Source organism: Aurantiacibacter sp. MUD61, assembly GCF_027912455.1.
In the GTDB taxonomy this organism is placed as follows: domain Bacteria; phylum Pseudomonadota; class Alphaproteobacteria; order Sphingomonadales; family Sphingomonadaceae; genus Alteraurantiacibacter.
On sequence record NZ_CP115446.1, the window covers coordinates 1718893 to 1737920 of the forward strand.

16 protein-coding genes are annotated in these 19028 nt (G+C 59.5%); 7 read left to right on the forward strand and 9 right to left on the reverse strand.

All coding sequences use genetic code 11. The features are described 5' to 3' along the window. From O2N64_RS08195 to O2N64_RS08215, 5 genes are all read left to right on the forward strand, one after another. Nucleotides 1-750, forward strand: a complete 750-nt coding sequence (locus O2N64_RS08195) for an OmpA family protein (RefSeq protein WP_271077128.1) — start codon at nucleotides 1-3, stop codon at nucleotides 748-750. A 14-nt stretch (nucleotides 751-764) separates the two neighbouring features. Continuing rightward, a complete protein-coding gene (locus tag O2N64_RS08200) occupies nucleotides 765-2162 on the forward strand; it encodes a TolC family outer membrane protein (RefSeq protein WP_271077129.1) in 1398 nt (465 codons plus the stop codon). A gap of 31 nt (nucleotides 2163-2193) precedes the next feature. Then, nucleotides 2194-4323: a type I secretion system permease/ATPase gene (locus O2N64_RS08205; RefSeq protein WP_271077130.1), complete on the forward strand. Its 2130-nt coding sequence runs from the start codon at nucleotides 2194-2196 to the stop codon at nucleotides 4321-4323. A 152-nt stretch (nucleotides 4324-4475) separates the two neighbouring features. Continuing rightward, complete coding sequence (locus O2N64_RS08210) at nucleotides 4476-5330, forward strand: cell wall hydrolase (protein WP_271077131.1); 855 nt, start codon at nucleotides 4476-4478, stop codon at nucleotides 5328-5330. Then, nucleotides 5327-6598, forward strand: a complete 1272-nt coding sequence (locus O2N64_RS08215; protein ID WP_271077132.1) for an HlyD family type I secretion periplasmic adaptor subunit — start codon at nucleotides 5327-5329, stop codon at nucleotides 6596-6598. The genes O2N64_RS08210 and O2N64_RS08215 overlap by 4 nt, the downstream gene beginning before the upstream one ends. Here O2N64_RS08215 and O2N64_RS08220 read toward each other — a convergent pair. Continuing rightward, a complete protein-coding gene (locus O2N64_RS08220; protein ID WP_271077133.1) occupies nucleotides 6544-7542 on the reverse strand; it encodes a transglutaminase-like cysteine peptidase in 999 nt (332 codons plus the stop codon). The two genes, O2N64_RS08215 and O2N64_RS08220, sit on opposite strands and share 55 nt — an antisense overlap. A gap of 119 nt (nucleotides 7543-7661) precedes the next feature. Between O2N64_RS08220 and O2N64_RS08225 the strand changes: the two genes are divergently transcribed. Beyond that, complete coding sequence (locus O2N64_RS08225) at nucleotides 7662-8345, forward strand: hypothetical protein (protein WP_271077134.1); 684 nt, start codon at nucleotides 7662-7664, stop codon at nucleotides 8343-8345. A gap of 36 nt (nucleotides 8346-8381) precedes the next feature. On the opposite strand, the gene O2N64_RS08230 is transcribed toward O2N64_RS08225, so the two are convergent. From O2N64_RS08230 to ccmA, 3 genes are read right to left on the reverse strand one after another with little or no spacing between them, the layout of a single operon-like run. Beyond that, nucleotides 8382-10196, reverse strand: a complete 1815-nt coding sequence (locus tag O2N64_RS08230) for a DUF885 domain-containing protein (protein WP_271077135.1) — start codon at nucleotides 10194-10196, stop codon at nucleotides 8382-8384. A 60-nt stretch (nucleotides 10197-10256) separates the two neighbouring features. Beyond that, nucleotides 10257-10916, reverse strand: coding sequence for a heme exporter protein CcmB (locus O2N64_RS08235; protein WP_271077136.1), 660 nt, complete (start codon nucleotides 10914-10916; stop codon nucleotides 10257-10259). Further along, complete coding sequence (gene ccmA / locus O2N64_RS08240) at nucleotides 10913-11506, reverse strand: heme ABC exporter ATP-binding protein CcmA (protein WP_271077137.1); 594 nt, start codon at nucleotides 11504-11506, stop codon at nucleotides 10913-10915. The genes O2N64_RS08235 and ccmA overlap by 4 nt, the downstream gene beginning before the upstream one ends. 52 nt (nucleotides 11507-11558) lie before the next feature. Between ccmA and O2N64_RS08245 the strand changes: the two genes are divergently transcribed. After that, nucleotides 11559-11852 carry a 4a-hydroxytetrahydrobiopterin dehydratase gene (locus tag O2N64_RS08245; RefSeq protein ID WP_271077138.1) on the forward strand — a complete coding sequence of 98 codons (294 nt, stop codon included), beginning with the start codon at nucleotides 11559-11561 and terminating at the stop codon, nucleotides 11850-11852. Between the two features lie 121 nt (nucleotides 11853-11973). Here O2N64_RS08245 and O2N64_RS08250 read toward each other — a convergent pair whose 3' ends face one another. The 5 genes from O2N64_RS08250 to O2N64_RS08270 all read right to left on the reverse strand — a co-directional run bounded on the left by O2N64_RS08250 (nucleotide 11974) and on the right by O2N64_RS08270 (nucleotide 19006). Then, entirely contained in the window at nucleotides 11974-13563 is a 1590-nt protein-coding gene (locus tag O2N64_RS08250) for an outer membrane protein assembly factor BamB family protein (RefSeq protein ID WP_271077139.1), read from the reverse strand. A 317-nt stretch (nucleotides 13564-13880) separates the two neighbouring features. Beyond that, nucleotides 13881-14924, reverse strand: coding sequence for an NAD(P)-dependent alcohol dehydrogenase (locus tag O2N64_RS08255; protein ID WP_271077140.1), 1044 nt, complete (start codon nucleotides 14922-14924; stop codon nucleotides 13881-13883). Nucleotides 14925-15199: 275 nt separating this feature from the next. Then, nucleotides 15200-16030, reverse strand: coding sequence for an SDR family oxidoreductase (locus O2N64_RS08260; RefSeq protein WP_271077141.1), 831 nt, complete (start codon nucleotides 16028-16030; stop codon nucleotides 15200-15202). Between the two features lie 47 nt (nucleotides 16031-16077). Continuing rightward, entirely contained in the window at nucleotides 16078-16893 is an 816-nt protein-coding gene (locus O2N64_RS08265) for an SDR family oxidoreductase (RefSeq protein ID WP_271077142.1), read from the reverse strand. Between the two features lie 148 nt (nucleotides 16894-17041). After that, nucleotides 17042-19006, reverse strand: a complete 1965-nt coding sequence (locus O2N64_RS08270) for a S9 family peptidase (protein ID WP_271077143.1) — start codon at nucleotides 19004-19006, stop codon at nucleotides 17042-17044. Nucleotides 19007-19028 lie beyond the last annotated feature (22 nt).

The following is a 19028-nucleotide window of genomic DNA, read 5'->3' on the forward strand; positions in this document are numbered from 1 at the left end:
TTGACGAAATTGGAGCGTGGAGGGGGTATGCGCTTATTAAATCTTGTTTCGCAGTCTGTTGCTCTGGGTGTTGTGTCACTCAGTTCGGCAGCTTTCGCCCAGGATGGCGATCTGGAATCAATGCTAGCGCTCAGCGATGCGGGCCTCGTCGAGGAACTTGACCGGCGGTATCAGGCCGGTCTGGCCATGACGCTCGACGACGCCGTTATCAGCGCTGATGATCCCCGCTATTTGTGGGCGCTCGAGACCAAGGTGCAGTGCGGAATTGCGCTCGGTTTCATGGAGTCATCGACTCGTGACCGCACCAGTATCGGTAATTGCGATCATGCCTTTCGCCAGATGACGGTGGTGGCCGAAAGGCCTGCGCCTGCTGCCCGTGTTATCGCAGCACCGCCCGCAAGACGTCCCGAGGCATGCGATGATGACATTGTCGGCCTTATCTTCTTCGAATTCGATTCAGCCGAGCTGTCGGCAGATGCAAGCCAATCGGTGCAGTCCGTCGTCTCCAACATCAACGAATGTGGATGGAATTCCCTGACCGTGGTCGGGCACACCGATCAGTCCGGGACAAACCAATACAATCAGGTGCTTTCTGAAGAGAGGGCGGAAGCTGTCACGAACGCGCTCCGCAGCCGCGGGGCGACTCTGCCTATTAATACCCGGGCGGAGGGTGAGAGTAATCCGCGCGTCGTTTTGCCTGACGGTACGCGATCACCGCAAAACCGTCGCGTCGAAATCAGCGGCCGATAAGGGGGGAAGCCAAGATGACCAAGATTTGGAAAGCTGCCATGCCTTTGCTGATGGTGTCGGTTGCGCCGGCGGCATTCGCACAGGACGAGGCCGAGCCGGTAGAGATGATCGCGGCAGTAGAAACTGCCCTGCGATCCAACCCCGAAATCATCCAGGCCCAGATGAACACCGAAGCCATTCAGTTCGAGCGGGAACAGGCTCAGGGCCAATTCTTGCCGACTGTCGACTTGGAGGCGTCGGCAGGCTTCCGGCGTCTGGAAAACAATACACGAAGCGCGCTCGGCATCGCTGACGATTGGCTGAATCCGCTCGAAGCATCGGTGACTGCGGATTGGACCATTTTCGATTTCGGGCGCCGGCGCGGTGAACTGCACAGGCAGGCCGCCCGAGTGGATGGGGCTTCGCTGCGCGTTGTCGAACGCTCCGAATTCGTCGCCCTTCAGGTGGCCCGGGAATATCTGAACGTGTTGTTGCAGGAGCGGATCGTCGCAGCTGCGGCTGACAATGTGAGGTTCCACGAGCTCATGGTGACCAATCTTGCCGAAGGCGTCGATCAAGGCTCCATCAGCGTTGCAGATCGCCAGCAGGCAGAAGAGCGCCTGCAATCGGCGATCGTGCTCCAGACCGAGGCGGAGCAAGGTCTGCGTAATGCGCAGATCAGTCTTCGCCGGCTTACGGGGCTGGATATCTACGAAGTTCTCCTGCCGCCCGATTTGAGCGCTAATCTCCCCCGCAGTGAAGAAGAAGCCATCGGGCTAGCCAGGACCAATAATCCGCTGGTCCGCGAAGCGCAGGCGGATGTCGACGCCGCGCATGCCATGGTGGATGCAGCAGAAGGCGAGCTCTACCCACGCATCGGTGTGGATGTGCGCGGCCGGATTGGCGAAGATATCGATGGTTTCCGCGGCGAAACCAACGATGTGCAAGCGCGTGTCTATCTCCGCTGGAATATCTTCAATGGCGGCATCTATCGATCGCAGGTTCAGGAAATGGTTCGCCGCGCGAGCGAGGCCCGCTATGCTTTGCATGACCGCGTTCGCCAAGCGGAAGAGGATGTTTCCACGGCATGGAACGCATTGGAAACGCAGGGCCGTGTCGGAGAAGCTCTCGAGCGGCAGTCTGCGGTCAGTGACGATCTGTTGCTGTCCTATCGTAGCCAGTTCAATATCGGTCGGCGCTCACTTCTCGACGTGCTCGACGCGCAGAACACGCGCTTCAATACGCAGGTGAGAAGGGAAACCTCCCGCTTTTCCGAACTCTTCGCCGAATACCAGGTGCTCGCTGCAACCAACCAATTGCTCGAAGCGCTTGGCCTGGAACCCGGAGCGGGGGCCAACATGCAGGAAAGGGAGCGCTTTGATTACGGTCCCTCGGCCCCTGCCGAATTGCAGCGCCGCCGATATCCTCGATAGGCCGCGCGGAAAATTTGTGAGCTGATCAAAAGTGGAGACTGAAAATAGCAGGCAAACGGATGATCAAGATCCGCTGATCTTCGCGATTGGAAAATTGGCGAAGCATTTCGGTCTAGCGAGCGGAAGCGAGCTATTCGACATGCTTCCCCGAACGTCGGACGGCCGCCTGCCATTTCACCAACTTGGTGCCGCGCTCGAAGCGTCCGGCATGCTATATGAGCAGGCCAGTCTCAAAAGGCTATCATCCAGGCCGGAACATTACCCGGCGGTCATTCGAACAGAGACGGACGGCGCACTGGCTCTAATCGAAATCGCCGATGATGAAGTGCTGGTCTGGAGGCCCGACAGCAGCGAGGCACGGTGGGAGAAACGCCGGGAACTCAACGAAGAGTTTACCGGGGACTTTACCAGCGTCATGGGTGATCCGTCGCGGGTTCGCGAAGGGCAGGACCTGGTGCGTTCGACATCGCGCGGGCACTGGTTCTGGTCTGAACTGCGCCGCGCCCGGGCGGGTTTCAAGACACCTTTGGTCGCATCTTTCCTGATCAATCTGCTCGCGCTCGCGCTCCCGCTTTTCACGATGAATGTGTATGATCGGATTTTGCCGAATGAAGCGGAGGCGTCACTCTGGGTGCTTGCGCTGGGGGTTCTGCTTGCCTTTTCGCTTGAATTCGCTCTGCGCACCGCGCGCACCAATGTGGTCGATGAAGTCGGGCGAAGGCTCGATCTTCGGCTTTCCGAGAAAATCTTCGCGAGGATACTGTCGATACCGCTCAGTGCTCGCAAGGGGAGCACAGGCGCGCTTGCGGCAAAGGTGAATGAGTACGCTCTCGTCCGCGACTTCTTCGCTTCGACGACTGTCATGCTCATGGTCGACCTGTGTTTCATGGTCCTGTTCGTGGCCGTCATCGCCTATATCGCCGGATGGCTAGCGCTTGTGCCGATCGTGGCCATGATCCTGATGGCCATTGCCGGCTATGTCCTGCAGCGTGAAGTGGTCGAAGCTGCGCGTGATGCGCAAAGCGACCATGGTTTGCAGCAGACGATGCTGGTCGAGGCCATGGCGGGCATGGAAACGCTGAAATCCGTCAGCGGAGAAAGATCCATGCTTGGGCGCTGGGGCGGCCTTGCGGAGATGAGCGCGAGCTCTCAGGCCCGCCTCAAAAAGATCAATTCCACTGCTGTCTCGCTGGCATCGACCTTTCAGCAGATATGTTCCGTTTCGCTCATCGTGGGTGGCTATTACCTTTTTGTGAGCGGCGAAATTTCCATGGGCGCGATTATTGCGATCGTCATGCTCGCTTCCCGGTCGCTGGCCCCCGCCGGACAGATTGCATTCCTGATAACGCGCGGCAGACAAGCTCGAGAAGCCCTGTCGTCGATCGAGGCCATATTCGATGAGGATGACGAGAGACGGCATGGTTCCATGTCGTTCCCCGTGCAAAAGTCAGGGCGCGAAATCACCCTCGACCGGGTGAGCTTTACCTATCCCGAAGGCTCTGTCGCCGCGCTCAATCAGGTCAGCTTGCGTTTCGAACCGGGCGAGCGGGTGGCCATCATCGGGCGCGTCGCCTCCGGCAAATCGACGCTGGGCCGTGTCCTGTGCGGCCTGTACCAGCCGACCGAAGGTGCAGTCCGCGTCGATGGCACCGACGCCCGCCAATATCGCCCGCAGGTGCTGAGAAGAGCTCTTCGCTTCGTCGGGCAGGATGCCGACCTTTTCACCGGAAGCATTAGGGACAATCTCGCGATTGGAAATCCCGGCACAAGCGACGAAGCAATCATGGAAGCGCTGGCGGCGAGCGGGGCCGATCAATTCCTGTCCCGCGATGCTGTGGGGTTCGAACGTCAGGTCGGGGAACACGGCCGAATGTTGTCAGGCGGCCAACGTGCATTTCTTGCGCTTTCGCGGGCCTTTGCCAGCCCATTCGAGCTCTTATTCCTCGATGAACCAACAGGAGCAATGGATAGCCGCACCGAGGCAATCTTCGTTGAACGATTGAAAGCCACATTGCTTCAGAACCAGACACTTGTCGTTTCGACGCACCGTCCCGCGCTTTTTGCGCTATGCTCACGCATCGTGGTCATGGACCAGGGACAGGTAGTCGCTGACGGATCGAAAGAAGAGATTCTTTCGGCCAGGCAGGGAGAGGTCAAATGAGGGGATTTGCCGAAACAAGAGCATTCGTAAGCCGCCTCGGCAACCGGTCCGGGGTTCGTTTGCTAGCGTGTGCTACCTTCCTCGCCCTTCTTGCCTCTCCTGCAATAACCTCGGATCCCTCTGCTTCCGCCGCTCTTGCTTCACCGAATTTGATGATGGCGCCGGAGCACACTGCTGCACTGGCATCGACACTGGATGAAAACGCTGCGGTCATTGATTACGGCTCCAGCGCTCAGGATCGTAATGCCGCAATACCCTTCCTTGCCGAAGCGCCGTCGGCTCTGGCTGGCTTCTCGGCAGGGAGCCGAAACGATCCGCGCTTTGCCAATGCCCATCGGTGCCTGACCCAGGCGATCTACTATGAAGCGGCGACCGAACCGGTGGTTGGCCAGCGCGCGGTTGCGCAGGTCGTCCTGAACAGGGTTCGCCATCCCGCCTTTCCGTCGACCGTCTGCGGGGTCGTGTACGAGGGTTGGGACAGGCCGGTTTGCCAGTTCAGTTTCGTTTGCGATGGATCGCTGGCGCGCCAGCCGATCGCGCGCCTGTGGGAGCGATCCCAGCAATTGGCGAGCGATGCGCTCACGGGCCATGTCGAGACTTCCGTGGGTTCCGCAACGCATTACCACGCTGATTATGTCCTGCCGCGCTGGGCCTTCACGCTCGGCAAGATCGAGCAGATCGGCGTTCACATATTCTACCGCTTCCCCGGCCGCGTGGGACTGCCGGCAAGCTTCACCGCGAATTGGCGAGGGCGCGAATGGATACCGCCAGTTAGGCGCACGATGCTCGCACGCAATGACGAGATACTGCCGGCAGACGACGGATCTGTTGCCCCAATCAACGCGTTGGAGCCTGACCCGACGGATCGGCGCGCCCCGAATGACGTTGGCGGTCGATTGGATACCACAACCGAGTGGCGGCTCGAGATACCGATGCCCGGCGAAACGTCTTCAAGCCTGGACCAGGCGAGGGCTTCGCACGAAGCTGCCGATGAGGGTTCGCGATGAGCCAGAGCTTTCTCAATCGCGTGAGGGAAGCGGACCCTTCCTCCAGGCTGATCGCGATTTGCGGATTGGGCATTGCCATCTTCGTGCTTTGGGCCAGCTTCGCGGAAATCGACGAGGTTACACGAGGGTCCGGCCGTGTCATTCCCTCGAGCCAGGCGCAATTGGTCCAGCCAGCAGAGCCGGCAGTGATTGCGGAAATTCTCGTCAGAAGTGGTCAGACGGTGGAAGAAGGCCAGCTGCTCGTGCGTCTGGACGATACGCTTGCCGATTCAGAACTGGGCCGTTTGGTGGCTGAGAATGAAAGGCTATCAGCACGGGCCAATCGCCTGAACGTGGAAGCTGGCGGAGCGCAGGAAGATTGCGGCGCCGGTACGATCTGCGCTGAAGAGCGCAGGTTGCGAGATGTCAGGCTCGCCAATGCCGGTAGCCGCGAGGCAGGTCTGGCCGCAGCTGTTGAACAGCGCAGGCGAGAGTATCAGGAAGCGCAGGCCACTGTGGCCTCACTTGAAGACAGCGTGCGCCTTGCCCAGGAGCAGGTCGACATGCTTGAGCCGCTCGCTGCACAGGGCATCGTACCGCAGACGGAATTCCTCACAGCTCAGCGGGAATTGGTGGATGTGCGCGGGCGCCTAGCTGCCGCGCGCCAGGCGAGTGGACGGGCAGCAGCTGCAATCAATGAAGCCCAGGCCAATCTGCGCTCGGTGCGTCTCGAATTTCGCCAACAGGCGCTCAACGAACGCAGTGAAGTGGAAACACGCATCGCGGTAAACGAAGAAACGATCCGCGGGGCAGAGGCCCGGCGCGACCGCAATGAATTGCGGTCTCCCGCCTCCGGAATCGTAAACGATGTGCAGATCAACACGGTGGGCGGATTTGTCGGTGCGGGTGAAATGATCATGCAAGTCGTCCCGATCGGCGATCGCCTTCTGGTCGAGGCCAGAGTAAGCCCGCGCGATATTGGCTTTGTCACCGTCGGAGACCGGGCAAATGTGAAGATCACCGCTTTCGATTTTTCCATATTCGGAGGGCTGGAAGGCGAGGTGATGGAGATTTCGGCGGACAGTATCTTCGATGATGCGACGCAGGAAACCTATTACCGGGTAATCATCCAGACGAACGATAGCGTGATCGATCACAACGGACAGCAATTCCCGATCGTACCCGGCATGGTTGCCGAGGCGGAAATCATCACCGGACGCAGGAGCGTCCTGTCTTACCTGTTCAAGCCGATTTCGCGCGGATTGGATGTCGCATTGACCGAAAGGTGAACCCGGTTCGCCTGCTCATTTGTCTGAAGAGCGGAGTGAATCCAGGTCGCCGTTGCACCATGCGTTATCGTTGCGCGATAATCGTATGATTGATCTGCTGGCAGCATCGCATCGGTCGAATTGTCCAGCATATAGAAGCCATCCGCCATCCTGATGATGAGAACAGCGTGGTCGGCGCCGCGCACCATGTCATATGCGAGGGTCAGGTACATGTCCTCGACATCGAAACCGCTGGCGGCAAGCAAATGATACTTCAGGATCGCAAAGTCCTCGCAGTCACCCTGACCTAAAGCCAAAGTCTGGTCGGCATCCGCCCAGTAGTCTGACTGACCATAAAGGCTGATATCATCGACATGCTCGATGTTACCGTTGACCCAGCGATTGATTTCCGCCGCGGCCGTGAACTGGTCTTCCGTGGCGGAGCCGAGGATTTGCATCGGCTCATCACTACGGATGGGTGCTGCGGCAACCCTGGACCATTCATCGGATGACGGCGTGAAGCCTATGGGAATTCGTGATGTGCCGAGGAAATCGTCCGAAATAGCGGGCGTGTCCACAACACTTGTTGCGAAGGAGGGGGCCTCCGCGAGCCACGGCGCCGATAGCTCGCAACTCAGATCATTCGTGGTCGCTGTTGCGGGGGCTAATTCGACAGGAGCAGCCGCTCCAGACTGCTGTGACCTGATTTGCTCGAGTGCGCTTACCTGATTGCCCAGGATTGCGCTGGATTTCGATCCGTCGAGGCTCGCTGCTGGTGCCAGAATATCGGCGCCTGTCGCGGAATATGGGCAGAAGGGCACGACCGGGATCGAGAAGGAGATCGGCAGCGCGGCTGCGACTGGGCTCGCCTGCGCGGGCGCGGCCACTATGCTCAAGGCAACGCCAAGCCCACAGGCCATTGGCCTGACGCTTTTAGGCAGGAGTTGGTTGAGCGCAGTGGTCATTCCACCGCTTCTGACCGGTCACCCCATACAATTTCGTCTAGTGTTAGGGTTAACGCCGCGATAACCAGCCGTCAGGCGCGCAGTTTGGTTCCAAAATTCAATGTTCTGTGCTAATCGGCTTGGCAGGGGGCAAGTTGATGCAGGCTAGAGGAATATGGTTTCCGGCGCTTTTCGGTGTTGGCTTTGCCACACTGGCCGCCGTGCCATTTCTATTCCAGGGCCATTCTTCCATATTCTGGTCGACGGCCAACTACCTTTACGAAATTGATGGTTACCCGATTTCTTTTCCGCTCCCGGAAAAGACGGCTTCATATAGCAGCGCCGCGAGCCGTATTTCCGCCTTGAGGGACGGCATGGAAGCCACCGATGATGAGATACTCGCATCGGCTGAAACCCCTTTGCTTCTCAGCGATAATATTCGGGAGAACGTTGAGACTGGTCTGGCTGAGGAAGATCGCGTGAAGGACCAGGTCGCAACCGACATCGCGGTTTTCTCGATAGCAGGTGGTCACGACGTGATGGCCCTCAATTTCGACCTTGCGGCCGAGCAGCGCCAATCGGGAAGACCCAGCTTTACCAAGGATCTTTACGTTGGCAGGCAAGTTGCCGGTGCGGTCGATTTTCAGATCGATGGACTGGGCAGAATTCTGGTCGCGGTGGAGCAGCTGGATCCCCAGTTACAGGATCGTGTGAATACGAGTGGGGATAGGCAGGATCGGCCGCTCACCCTGGACGAACTCAGAATCGCCGGGCTGGACCTGAGATATGACCCGCTGAGGGATGCCTTCGTTTTAAACGATTAGGCAAGCAGCGCCCCGCTTAGCCGAAAGCATTCAAGCCTAATTCGCAAGCTCCGCTTCCTGCGCAGCGATCCATGCTCCGATCTGAGTTTCCAGCACGCTGAGTGGCATGGAGCCTTCGCGCAGGATCTCGTCATGGAACAGCGCGACGTCGAAGTCGTCGCCCAGTCTTTCCTCGGCATCGGCGCGCAAGTCTGCGATCACCAGCTGCCCGGTCTTGTAAGCGAGCGCCTGCCCCGGCCACACGATGTAGCGATCGACTTCGCGGACGGAGGGATCGCCAACGGTCTCCTCCATATATTCCTGCGCCTCTTCGCGGCTCCAGCCTTGGTGGTGGATGCCCGTATCGACCACCAGCCGCGCGGCGCGAAACAATTCGCTCGATAGCGCGCCGAGGACGCCGATGGGGTTCTCCTCGTAAAGGCCCATGTCCTCGGCAATGGTTTCCACATAAAGGCCCCAGCCTTCCGAATAGGCGGAGAAGGGCAGGAATCGGCGGACGAGGGGCAGGTCTGTCTCCTGCTGCAGCGCGATCTGGTAATGATGCCCGGGGATCGTCTCGTGATAGACCAGGCTGGGATAGGAAATGTCGCCATAGCGGGAAGGATCGGCGAGATTGATATTGAACACGCCAGGGCGCGAGCCATCGGCTGCGGGGCGTGAATAGCTGTTGGGCGCGCTCGCCTGTGCGCTGACAGGCACCGGGATTGTCTCCACCGGGGCTTCCGGGAAGCGGGTGAAATAGGGTTCGGTAATGCGCCGCGCATCATCGACCATCTGCTCGGTCCGTGCGAGCAGGGCTTCTGCGCCTTCCTCGCTGTTGGGATAGCCGTAGAGGCCTTCCTGATAGGCGGCAGCCATCCGTTCTTCGAAAGTGCCTTCGGTGAACCCTAGCGCAGTCAGCCGGCGATCCATTTCGCCCCTGATCCGCGCCACTTCCTCAAGGCCGCGCTGGTGCACCGCTTCGGGATCGATGTCGGTTGTGGTCCAGCGACGGGCGAGGGCAATATACTGCTCTTCGCCATCGGGCAGTCCAAGGATGCCGACATTCTCGGTGCGCGCATGGTCACGGTGGCCGCGCAAGGCATCCTGCATCGAACGATAGGCCGGATAGAAGCCATCGGTAATCGCGGCCAGGGCGCGCGCCCGGAGCGCTTCAGCTTCATCCTCCGCAATATCTTCGGGCATATCGGCCACAAGACGCAGATACATCGGATGCTGGTCGGGAGCGGGTTCGAGAACCGCGTCGATATCGGCAATCACATTGTCGATGATGATCTGCGGCGGCAGAACGCCCCGCGCGGCCTCGGCTTCAAACAGCGCTTCCCTTTCCGCGACGACATCACCGACCTGTTCCATCCGCTGCACCCAAGCCTCTGCCATGAAAGGCGAGTTCAGCTGGTGCGTCCGCAGGAACAGGCGGGGCAGGTCCTGCACCCAGAACTGATCGACGACATAAGGGGAGCCATTGAGGCCGGTCTCATCGACGGCGATGCTGGCCGAGAGATAGGCGAGCCAGATATCGAGCGAGAGCTGCTGGTCTTCAGGCAGGCTGGCGCGGTCCAGTGCGCTCGCCTGTTCGTAGAACCGGCGCGACATGGCCTGCGCCTGGGCAAACCGCTCGGCCCCTTGCGAAGTGAGCCGGGCGTAGGGCGAATCCGGTCCGCCGGGCGGGATGATGCCGAGCGAGGAAATGGTTTCAGGATCTTCGGCAAGCAGCGCCAGCATTTGCATCGCCATCATCCGGTCAACTTCGCCTTCGGGAAGCTGCATGTCCTGCGCTTCCACCGGTGTCGGCTGGATAGTGGTAATCGCTGTCGTTGCCGCGAGTGCGGCCAAGGCAAGACGAAGCATAACGTTTTCTCCCCGGTTCCTCTGATGCGAAGGTTACGCCGCAAAATCAGCGAGGTAAAGCTAGCTTTCGCGACTGGCGCGGATGGCGGCTCCGCCTGCGAAAGGCGCCATCGCCACGAGCGCGAGACTGATTGCGCCGGTGAGGGCCAATCCGCCTTCGCCCCCGGTGGATAGCGAGCCCGCGCCGAAGATCAGCAAGGGCACTGCGAGCGGGATCACGAGCAGTCCGGACAGCGCTGCATTGCCTTTGATGCCGACCGTAACGCTCGCGATGATAATGCCGATGGCGGCAAGGCCGGGCGTTCCCGCCAGCAGGCCCAGCAGCACAACATGCAGAGTTGCGTTGTCGATTCCGACGAGCGCGCTCGCAGGCAGCGCGGCGAGCATGATGAAGGGGCCGAAGCTGAGCCAATGGGCAAGCAGGCGCACGGCCACGACCACTTCCTCTGCAATGCCGCGCAAGGCCCATTGGTCGAAGAAGCCGCTCTCCACGTCGGGCGCGAGCAGCCGGTCGAGCGGGAGGATCGCAGCGAGCAATGCGGCGACCCAGATCACCCCGCCGCCCGTCGCTCCGAGCAGCGCAGCATCGGGGCCAACGGCAAAGGGGTAGAGCATCGCCACGGCGAGGAAGAACAGCAGCGGCAGGAGCGAATTGCCTTTGGCCGAACCAGGCAACAGCGCGGCTAGGTCACGCTTCAGCAAGGTAGCAATCGTGCTCACGCCGGCTCCGGCTTCGGCTCGAAATCGGGGAGGGCAAGCGTTTGCATTCCGGACACGGCAATAGCCTGATGGCTGGCAATGAGCGCGATGCCGCCCGCCGCCACATGCTCGGCAACCAATTGCTCGACCAATGCGACGGCCTGCGTATCGAGGCCGTTCAGTGGCTCATCGAGCAACCAGATCGGTGCACTCTGGCCGAGCAGCCGTGCGATGGCGGCCCGCTTGCGCTGTCCAGTGGACAAATATCGCACCGGCACTTCCAACAGGTCTGCCAGACCAAGGCGCGCCAGATCGCGATCGGCAGCCCCATCCAAGGCGCGCCAGAAAGCGAGGGACTTTCCCAGCGGCAAATGTTCATCGAGAGCGAGAGACTGGTCCAGCAGCGCCATGCTGCCCGAATTCTCCACCGTGCCCACGAAGGGTCGAAGTAGCCCGGCGAGAATGCGGATCAGGCTGGACTTGCCCGTGCCATTCGGCCCCGTCACATGGCATGCCTCGCCGCCCGCCAGCTCCAGCGAAAGGCCGGTAAACAGCAACCGCTCGCCGCGGCGGCACGCCAGATCATTTGCGGCTAGTCGGCACATTTCCATCGCCCTATGCGTTAGGGCAAGAGATGCGAAACGCGCAAGAAAAGGAATGACGATGTCTGTTGCCAAATTGACCGAAGCCGAAGCGAAAGACGCGATGAAAAGCCTCAACGGCTGGGAATTCGACCGGGATGGCGACGCGATCAAACGCACCTTCGAATTCGGCGATTTTGTGGAAGCCTGGGGATTCATGAGCCGCGTCGCGATCCTCGCTGAAAAGCAGGATCACCACCCCGAATGGTTCAACGTCTACAACACAGTCGAAATTACCCTCACCACGCATGACGCCGACGGTCTGAGCGAGCGGGATATGCAGCTGGCCAAGGACATCGACGCGCTGTTGGCATGACCGTTATCGACCCTAGTTTCAGACGTTAGCGTCCCGACCTAGGTTACCCTAAGGCGAAAACGGTTTGCGGGGCTCGTGAACTCGCAGCCCGTTGAGCGGGAACATCGCCGGAAAGGGGGCCTCAGTTCAATCGGTATGCCGTAAGCTTCGCATCGAACGGCACATTTGTCGTCAACAGCAGATTATCTGGCGTTAGCGTCAATCTGCCGCCAGTGTCCGCTTCCCAAACAATCGGGTGTTCAGGATCTTCTATGTCGATTGCCCAAGTCTTTGATGCCGACGAAGCAAACGCAAGATTTTCCGTGACAATAACGTTTCCCACGAGAGGATCCTCCCCAAACTGATTGGGAGTCTCGGGTAGCCGCGTCGACCAAAGAACAGAACCGTCGGCGGCGTTTATCGCCGAAAGCACTCTAGCGTCCTGACGGACAGCATAGATAATGCCATCCCGCAAGGCAAAAGCCGTCGAATACTGAGCCGTTGTTCGCCATAAAATATTCAGATTCTCTAGGGAGATAGCGATCAATTGGTTGCTTCCTAAAAAGCGTTTGTCACCTGAAAACAGGAGCAGTCGCCCTTCACCATCGGGTACCGTCGCTGCCTCATAATCGAGGCCAACTTCAAATGCCGGGTCTGCTACAGTCGCAGTGAGAGTGCCCGTAGCCTTGTCAAGCACCTCAAGCACCGAGCCGCGATAATTGTAGATGGAGTTTTCGTCATATGAGAGAACTTGGCCACCCCAAATCCCGAAATTATCGCTGAAACTCCTCCAAAGCGTCGTTCCCGCCGCTGCATCGAAAGACCAGGTTTGGCCACCTTGGTCGCCGCCAGAGAAGTATATGCGTTCGCCTTCTATTGAAGGTTGTTCAAAATCGACGAACTGAACTTCAAAGGCAAGCAAGTCACGAAAACTCAGATTCTCGCGGTTAAGCACCCAGATGCCATCCTGCCCGCCCAACTCGGTCGCGGCAAAGTGCAGACCATTGCCTGACAAACTTGGTCCACTGATATGAAACTGATCTCCAAAATCGAAAGTATCAATGATCGATCCGTCTGCGCTATCGAACGCGATGACCCGCGCTGTCCCGTCGTAAGCGCTGCCGCCGTTTCGGGCAAAGGTGGTGTATACTATTCCTTCCGTTGCCGCCGATGGACGAACACGGCCGTCTGGGAAAGTATCAGTATAGTCCCATGCAAAAGCAAATCTGTCCGGATCATACCGGACTGGAACGTAGCCCGTATGGTCGGCGTCACGCTGGAACTGTTCCCAATCATTAAGGTTGAAATCGAAGGAAACGGTATATGTGCGGGTTGAGCCTGGATAGACGGTCGAACAACTGCTGGACGTGCATAAACGAAAGGTGATCCGAGCTTCGCCTTCTTGTGCAGGGAGGAAGCGGCGGCTGGTTATATTGACAGAGAAAGCGTTCCCCGATTGAGTAACTTCGTTGGCCAGTTCGAATTGGTCGCCGTCAATCTGTATATCCGCAACAATTGGATCATTTGATGAACCGGTGAACGTGGCATTGAAGCCTAAGGTCGCGACGTCACCTTCTGCGACCGTTACGGAGCCCGAATTTTCCGACAGGCTTACGTTGAGAGTGGGTGTAACCGCGCCGCTGGGCGGTGGAGCAGATGAACTGCCGCCTCCGCCGCACGACGAGAGTCCCATCAGACCCACGCCACATACTACCCCCGCAATCCGCTTCATTTCGCACCCTCGCCTTTCCTGTCATTCATCGGACGATTGCGTCGAAAGTCACGAGCAGTCAAGCAGTTATGGAGGCAATGCGTTGCTTAGCCTTGTTGCTGTGTCAAACGCGTCCATGCCTAATTACAGCCTGTTCGAACACCCATTGCGAGGCCGCTAGCTACGGTCCGGAATTCTCAAAAAGCAACGTTCGCTTTAGCTCAGTCGAGATTTGGAAACAGACCTTCCGCTTTCCACCCAGCTTCTGTCCAAACTTATTAGCGGTGCGCTGCCAGCAAGCGGACCAGCCACTAACGACCCCGGGCGCGTTCAGCGTGTCACGATGAGGCGATGTCGATCACGTAGCGATGTGGCATGTCACCGGCGGCGAGGGTATCCCAAGCCTTGGCGATCTCGCTTCCCTTTATCACCTCAATGTCCGGTGTGACCCCATGTTCAGCACAGAAATCGAGCATTTCCTGCGTTTCATTCACTCCGCCGATCATGGTGCCAGCGACTGCCCGGTTACCGAAGATCAGTGTTCCGCCAGAAACTTCCGGTATAGGCTCCGGCGCACCGACAAGCACCAGCGTCCCGTAGGGGCGCAGCAGCGGTGTATAGCTATCGACCGAGTGGCCGACTGGTATGGTGTCGAGGATCAGGTGAAACCTTCCGGCAGCAGCACCCATCGCTTCTTCGTCTGTCGAAACGAGAAGCTCAGACGCACCAGCAGCCTTGGCGGCGGCCTCTTTGTCATTGGAGCGGGAGATTACTGTGACTTCGGCTCCCAGGGCTTTCGCTAACTTGACCGCCATATTACCGAGGCCGCCCATGCCGATCACGGCAACCTTTTGACCCTCTTTGACCCCCCAGCGCTTAAGCGGAGAGTAGGTCGTTATCCCGGCACAAAGTAGCGGGGCCGCGTGAGCCATATCGAGAGCATCCGGCACTCTGCATACAAATTCCTGACGCACAACGATGTGATCCGAGTAACCGCCCTGGCTGATGCCGCCATGCCGATCAGGCACGCCGTATGTGAACGTTGATCCTTCAACGCAGAACTGCTCCTCGCCGCCATCGCAAAATTCGCAATTTTGGCAGCTATCGACCATGCATCCGACTGCTACCCGGTCACCTTTGGCAAATGAAGAAACAGCACTGCCGACCTCTTCGACCACCCCGACAATCTCATGCCCCGGGATCATGGGATAGTGACTCATCCCCCAATCGTCATGCGCGAAGTGGAGGTCACTATGGCAGATGCCGCAATGGCTGATCGTGATCCGGACATCTTCCGGCTTCAGGTCGCGGCGTTCGCAGGTAATCTGGTGAATCGCGTCGGTAGGGCTTTCGACACCCCAGCCATTTGCAGTCGTCGGCATAATCGCACTCCCCCCTGAATTAACATGCGCTCTCTGGATGTGTTAGCAGGCTTCTGTCGATTTCCATAACGTCATCGATCGGCCTGAACTCGAGGCCATCGGAATGACAAGGTTCTTTGCAGAAGTGGATTAAGCCTGGCAGAAAAGGCCGTATTTCGGCAACCGTCGTCCATCAGGCGAACCTGCCCTTCTTAAACGCACATTCCTGCAAGAAATTCAGCGTCAGATTTCCGCCAAATCTACTGCCATTCGAATACTTGGGCGGCTGCTGAGCGCTAACTTTCAGCGGGGCGGCCTTCGCTTTCCTCATGCGCTTGTGCCAGGGTCTTGGCGCGTTTGCGCAATGTGCCGGGAAACCACTTGCCGACAAAGCCCATCTTGCGCGCGGTTTTGCCGACGAGGGTGTGCACCTTGTCGCCATGCACCGCGTCCCAGGCTTCCTGCGCGACTTGCTCGACCGGAGTGAATTCCAGGCCCGCTTTCATGACGCTGTCGCGGATCGGCGTGTTGCGGCTGCGGTTGGGCGGGTTCTGCAGCAGCGGCGTGTCGATGAAGCTGGGCATGATCGAGCGGGCCTTGATCCCCAGATGCGCCCATTCGGCATCGAGGCTTTCGGTCATGGAGCGCACGCCAGCCTTGGTCGCGCCATACACGCTCTGGTTCGCCATGCCGTAAATCGCTGCCGCGCTGGCGGTGTTGAGGAGGCATGATCCGGGTGCTGCCGCCTTGAGGTACGGGAACGCGGCCTTCGCGCCGTAGAACATCGCGCGCAGGTTTACGTCGAGCAGAAGGTCGAGCTCTTCATGCGTGACCTCGGTCAGCGGGCCGCCCGATGGCAAGCCGGCATTGTTGGCGAGGACATCAAGCCGCCCGCCGGTGTGCTGCGTGAAAGCGGACAACGCCTCGTCCCACGCAGCGCGGTCCGTCACATCGAATTTGTAAGTGTGGCATTGGCCGTCGGGAAGCAGCGCTCTGGTCTCATCCATTCCCTGCTGGTTGCGGTCGGAAATGCCGACGAGCCAGCCTTGTGCTGCGAAATGCTGCGCCATCGCGCGGCCGATCCCGCTGCCGCCGCCGGTGATGAAAATGCTCTTTTGTGTGGCCATTTCTGCCTCTCCCTTGACCGTCGCTATCATGCGATTGGAAGGGCTGGTCAACCCATGGGTTTTAGACCCTTGAGCGCCAGTTCGCGCGATTTGTTGCGGATGTATGATGGCATCCAGCGCGCCGCAGTAGCGATCTTCTTGGCAGTTGCGCCAATGGGATTGTGCAGTCTGTCGCCATGCACCGCGCGCCAGAAAGTCTCGGCCACATCTTCCACGGGTGTGAACTCAAGGCCCGCCGCCTGTACGCGGTCGCGGATCGGGGTGTTGTCGCCATGATGGCTCGATTGCGCGAGCAAAGGCGTGTCGATGAAGCTGGGCATCACATCGGTCACGCGGATGCCGTCTGCCGCCCATTCGACATCGAGGCTCTCGGTGATCGCGCGCACGCCGAATTTGCTGGCGCAATAGACGGTCATGCCCGCCTGCCCGTAAAGGCCCGCGGCACTGCAAGTGCTCACCAGGCAGGAGCCGGGTGCAGCCTCTTTCAAAAAGGGATAGGCGGCACGCGCGCCGTAGATGACGCCGTTGAGATTGATCGCGAGCGTGCGGTCGATCTCCTCGGTCGTCAGATCCGCCAAATCGCCGCCCAGCGGTACGCCCGCATTGTTGGCAAGGCAATCGATCCGCCCGCCACAAGCCTCATGAAATTCCTTGAGCGCGCGCTCCCACTGCTCGGGCTCGCGCACGTCGAGCATGTGCGAAGACCATGTGCCTTCGGGCAGTAATGCGCTGGTCTGAGCCATGCCATCTTCGCTGATATCGGCGAGGCCGACGAACCATCCACCGCGCGAAAACCGCTGCGCAATAGCGCGCCCGATGCCCGATCCGCCTCCGGTGATGAGTATGCTTTTGTAGTCAGTCATGAGAGCGTGACTGGCGGCTGTTTACATTAATGTCAATTCCCACGTCCGTTCGTCCTGAGCTTGTCGGAAGCGAAGCTGGCCAAACGGTCAACGGCGAGCAGAAAACGCCCTTCGACAAGCTCAGGACGAACGGAGCGGTGCAGCTCCTTTACAGCCCCACATGCTCCTTGCCGGTGCGGATTTCGGCGGTCGAGGCTTCCAGTACATCGCCCACCGGCTCGGCGCGCCCGCCCAGCACTTCGGCGAGGAAATTCTCCGCAATCGCATTGAAAGCGATGTTGTTTTCCGGCCGGGCGAAGCCGTGGCCTTCATCGGGAAAGAGCACATAGGTGACGGGCACTCCGTCGCGCTCCATGGCTTCCACGATCTGGTCGCTTTCCGCCTGCTTCACACGCGGATCGTTCGCGCCCTGGCCGATCAGCAGCGGCTTGGTGATTTCGTTCGCCTTGTAGAGCGGGGAAATCGACTTCAGGAATTCGACACCTTCGGGCGTAGTGGGGTCACCCATGCGCTCGTGAAATTGTTTCACCATCGGCTCCCAATAGGGCGGGATCGTCTCCAGCAGCGTTTCGAGATTGGACGGGCCGACGATGTCGACGCCGCAGGCGAAGACATCGGGCGTAAAGGTCAGGCCGACCAGCGTGGCGTAGCCGCCATAGGAGCCGCCCATAATGGCCACCTTGTCGCGCTCGGCAATGCCCTGTTCGATCGCCCATTCGACCGCGTCGATGAGGTCGTCGTGCATTTTGCCCGACCATTCCTTATCGCCGGCCGAGATGAAACTTTTGCCGAAGCCGGTGGAGCCGCGGAAATTGACGCTCAGCACCGCATAGCCGCGATTGGCGAGCCATTGATGCGCGCGGTTATAGCCATAGCCATCGCGCGCCCACGGGCCGCCATGGACCAGCAACACCATCGCGACCGGCGCTTGCGGAATGCCGGTCGCGTCCGGGTCAGATTGCGGGGGCAGGGTGAGGTAGCTTGGCAGGGTCAGCCCGTCGCGGGCTTTGATTTCACGCGCGTGCATGGTCTGGAGCGGTGCGCCTTCGAGTTCCGGCTTGGTCACGTAGAATTGCGTCAGCGTTTCGGTATCGCGATCGAACAGATAGCTGGCGATCGGGCCGGTCAGCGGGTCGTTCCACACCAGCCAACGGCGATCGTCATCGGTGCGCGATTGGACGCCGAAATCACCGTCCAGCCGCTCACGCAGCCAGGCAAAGGCCGAGCCGATGTCCGGATCGATCGCGTGATGTTCGGTGCGAAGGTACGTAACGCTATAGGCTTGCACTACGCCGGTCTTGGCATGGCGCATGGTGCCGCCGATATCCGCCTTGTCGTGTTCGGCGATCAGCGTGCGCTCGCCTGTGGCGGTATCTTCGGCAAATAGCGCGGCCGTGTCGCGGCCACGGCTGTCGAGCCAATACAGGACGCTGCCATCGGTCGTGTAGCCCGCCATACCGGTGGTAAGAGCATCGTCCAGCCCGGTGGTCTCGCGCGGTTCTTCCGCCACAACGCCATTTACGATCTCATGCATGTCCGTGCCGCCCGCAGCATTCTGGCGCACGGCCCAGCGCAGGGTGAGGCTGTCATCCGCTTCGAATCCGGCCCATTCATTGTTCTCGAACACCAGCTCCAGCTCACCCGTGTTCAGATTGAGCAGGTGGACATCGTGAAAGCGCGGATCGCGATTGTTGAGGCCGATCAGGATCTTGTCGCGAATGGTCTCGGACCCGCCGACGACCTGCACGCGCGTGTCCTCGAAGGGAGTGAGGCATTTCTCCTCAGCACCTTCCTCCGCCGTGACGGGAACGGTGTAGAGCAGGAAGTTCTCATCGCCTTCCTTGTCGCGGATGTAAAGCAGGCTCTGGCTATCGGGCGCCCAGAAATATTGCGGGATCGGGCGGTCCTTGGCGCTGGTCATGCGGCGCGGATTGTCGGGATCGTCTGCCGGGGCCATGAAGACATTCATCACGCCTTCCCAAGGGGCCATCCAGCTGACCCACTTGCCATCGGGGCTGATCTTGCCTCCGGCGCGGGAGGGATTTCCAAACAGGTCATCACGGCTGATGAGCCTGGTGGAAGATACGCGGTCAGCGGCGGTGGAATTTGTCATGTAAGCTCCCGGTTGGTCCCGA